This is a genomic window from Hydrogenophaga sp. (assembly GCF_022844385.1).
GTDB lineage: Bacteria > Pseudomonadota > Gammaproteobacteria > Burkholderiales > Burkholderiaceae_C > Hydrogenophaga.
Genome location: NZ_JALHLX010000218.1, coordinates 1 through 3,453, shown reverse-complemented (window position 1 = coordinate 3,453; position 3,453 = coordinate 1). Strand labels below are relative to the sequence as shown.

3 protein-coding genes are annotated in these 3,453 nt (G+C 68.3%); all 3 read right to left on the bottom strand.

Annotation, left to right across the window (positions count from 1 at the left end; translation table 11 throughout):
- Positions 1 to 1,151, bottom strand: a 1,151-nt coding sequence (locus Q0C59_RS19255) for a nitrate/nitrite transporter (RefSeq protein ID WP_291218616.1), incomplete at its 3' end; no start/stop codon positions are given.
- A 50-nt stretch (positions 1,152 to 1,201) separates the two neighbouring features.
- The gene (gene tgt / locus Q0C59_RS19250) at positions 1,202 to 2,374 is read right to left on the bottom strand and encodes a tRNA guanosine(34) transglycosylase Tgt (protein WP_291218614.1); all 1,173 of its coding nucleotides are present in this window, start codon (positions 2,372 to 2,374) and stop codon (positions 1,202 to 1,204) included.
- A partial coding sequence (queA, locus tag Q0C59_RS19245) for a tRNA preQ1(34) S-adenosylmethionine ribosyltransferase-isomerase QueA (protein ID WP_291218612.1) occupies positions 2,361 to 3,453 on the bottom strand: 1,093 nt, incomplete at its 5' end. The genes tgt and queA, both read right to left, overlap by 14 nt.

Genomic DNA, 3,453 nt, shown 5'->3' with positions numbered 1-3,453 from the left:
GGCCACAACGCCCACAGCCCCAGCGCGGGCCCGATCGCCAGCCAAGGCAGCAGAGCGCCCAGTGCCACTGTTTCGGCCAGCGACACAAACAGCAGGATGCTCACGATCGAGATCGCAAAGCCGATGCTGTTGGTGAGCGTGAGCACGCTGCCCACGGCCTGCGGCGGCGCGTTGCGCGCGGTGAGCGTGGAGAACTGAGGCGAATCACCCGAGACGGTGATGCCCCAGAGCACGAGCCAGGCGTAGAACAGGGCGTCGCTGGCATCGATCATCACGATCGCGGCCAGGCAGCACAGGCCGCTCATGGCCAGCTGCGTGCCCGCCACCCGCGCGCTGCCCCAGCGCTGCGCCACCCAGCCGCCGCCGGCGCAGCCGATCACACCCGCCCCGAGCACGCAGAACGCGGCCCACGACAGCGCAGCGCCTTGCAGGCGGGTGGCGAGTACCAGCGGCACCATCACCCACATGGTGTAGAGCTCCCACATGTGACCGAAGTAACCCAGCACCGAGCTGCGCACGCGCGCGTCGGTCCACAGCGTGGCCAGCGCACGCCACTGCAAGACCGTCACGCGGGCTTGCGCGTGCGGTGGGTCGGTGGTGCCGAAGAACAGCAGCAGACCACCGGCGGCCGCCAGCGCCGCCACGCCGAGCATGAGCGTGGGCCAGGGCAGGGCGCCACTGAGCGCACGCAGCGCATGCGCGCTGGCCGACCCGAGCACCAGCGCACCAATGAGCAAACCGAGCGCGCCACCCAGGCCGCGCGTGTACCACTGCGCGGCGATCTTCATGCCGACCGGGTAGATGCCCGCGAGGAAGAAACCGGTGGCAAAGCGCCAGGCCAGCAGCGCGGTGTAGTCGCGCACCATCCACCATGCGCCCACCGTGCAGGCCGCACCGGCCAGCGCACACACCAGAAACACCCGGCGCGGCGCGAAGCGGTCGGCAATGGCCAGCAAGGCAAACACCAGCGTGCCGAGGATGAAGCCGAACTGCAGCGACGAGGTGAGCGTGCCCACCGCGCTGGTCGGCCAGCCCAGTTCGCGCTGAAGGTCGGGCATGACCGCGTTGACCGCGAACCACAGCGAGGTGCCCAGGAACTGGGCCAGCACCAGGATGGGCAGGATGTGGCGGGGGACGTGGGGCTGCGTCATGGCCGCAGCTTAGTCGCGCTTCGCTCGAACCGCTGGCACCCGCGCGTCAGTCAGACCCCGCGCGCACGGTCCGTCTTGAACTGCGCCTGGAAGCCGCCGAACGTGCCCGCGTCCAGCGCCTCGCGCACCTCGCGCATGAGGTTGAGGTAGTAGTGCAGGTTGTGGATGGTGGCCAGCATGGGGCCGAGCATTTCGCCGCAGCGGTCCAGGTGGTGCAGGTAGGCACGGCTGAAGCCGTCGCGCCCACCCTGGTCCCAGCTGATGCCGCTCTTGCCCGCGCAGGCGTGGCAGGTGCAGGTGGTGTCCAGGGGCTGGTGGTCGGTCTTGTGGCGCGCGTTGCGGATCTTCAAATCACCGAAGCGGGTGAACAGCGTGCCGTTGCGCGCGTTGCGTGTGGGCATGACGCAGTCGAACATGTCCACGCCGTCGGCCACGCCCTGCACCAGGTCTTCGGGCGTGCCCACGCCCATGAGGTAACGCGGCTTGTGCGCCGGCAGGCGGTGGGGCGTGTGCGCCATGATCTGCAGCATTTGTTCCTTGGGCTCGCCCACGCTCACGCCGCCGATGGCGTAGCCGGGAAAGTTCATGTCGACCAGTGCGTCCAGGGACTCCTGGCGCAGGTGCTCGAACATGCCGCCCTGCACGATGCCGAACAGGGCGTTGGGGTTCTCCAGCCGCCTGAACTCGTCTTGCGAGCGCTTGGCCCACCTCAAGCTCATCTCCATGCTCTTGCGTGCTTCCGCTTCGGTGGTGAGGTGGCCGTTGGTTTCATACGGCGTGCACTCGTCGAGCTGCATCACGATGTCGCTGTTCAGCCCGGTCTGGATGTCCATGCTCACCTCGGGCGACATGAAGAGCTTGTCGCCGTTGACGGGACTGGCGAAAGTCACGCCTTCTTCGGTGATCTTGCGCATGGCGCCCAGGCTCCACACCTGAAATCCGCCCGAGTCGGTGAGGATGGGCTTGTGCCATTGCTCGAAGCCGTGCAGTCCGCCAAAGCTGTTCATCACCTCGCGACCCGGGCGCATCCAGAGGTGGAAGGTGTTGCCCAGGATGATCTGCGCGCCCATGTCGTGCAGGCTTTGCGGCATCACGCCCTTCACGGTGCCGTAGGTGCCTACCGGCATGAAGATGGGGGTCTGCACCACGCCGTGGTTGAGCGTGAGCCGGGCGCGGCGCGCGTGGCTGGTGGGGTCGGTCTTGAGGACTTCAAACTGCAGCATGGGTTTTCCTTGAGAGCAGCATGGCGTCGCCATAGCTGAAGAAGCGGTAGCGGTGTTCGATGGCGTGGGCGTAGAGCGCGCGGATGTGATCGAAGCCGGCGAAGGCGCTGACCAGCATCATCAGCGTGGACTGGGGCAGGTGGAAATTGGTCACCATCAGGTCAACCACCTGGAACGCGAAGCCGGGCGTGATGAAGATATTGGTGTCGCCTTCGGTCTCGCCCGAACGCGCCCAGCTCTCCAGCGTGCGCACGGTGGTGGTGCCCACGGCCACCACCCGCCCGCCGCGCGCGCGGCAGTCGGCGATCGCTTGCAGGGTGGTCGGCGGAATCGCGTAGCGCTCGTGGTGCATCACGTGGTCTTCGATGCGCCCGGCCTTCATCGGCGCGAACGTGCCCGCGCCCACGTGCAGCGTGACGCTGGCGCGCCGAACGCCGCGAGCGTCCAGCGCGGCCAGCACGGCCTCGTCGAAATGCAGCGCGGCCGTGGGCGCGGCCACCGCACCCGGCACGCGCGCGAACACGGTCTGGTAGCGGCGCTCGTCGTCGGCCTCGTCGGTGTGGGTGATGTAGGGCGGCAGCGGCACGTGGCCGTGGCGCGCCATCAGCTCGTAAGGCGTTTCGCCCGCCGGGCCGTGCAGCCGAAAGCGGAACAGCTGGCCTTGTTCGTCGGGCCAGCGGCCGATAAAGACGGCGTCGAACCCGCCGCGGCCCAGGCCACCGGCCATGTGGAGCCGCCCGCCCATCTGCGGCTTTTTGCTCACGCGCAGGTGGGCCACCACCTCGTGGGCGGTGCCGTCGCTGGCTTCAAGCGGCAGCAGCACGCGCTCGATCAGCATTTCGAGCTGACCACCGCTGGCCTTCTGGCCGAAGAGGCGGGCCTTGACCACCTGGGTGTCGTTGAACACCAGCAGGTCGCCTTCGTTGAGCAAGGTCGGAAGGTCTCGAAAGATGCGGTCCACTGGCGCGGGGCCGGTGCCGTCGAGCAGGCGCGAGGCGCTGCGCTCGGGGGCCGGGTGCTGGGCGATCAGCTCGGGGGGGAGGTGGAAATCAAAATCGGCCACCGTGAAGGCGCGCGCG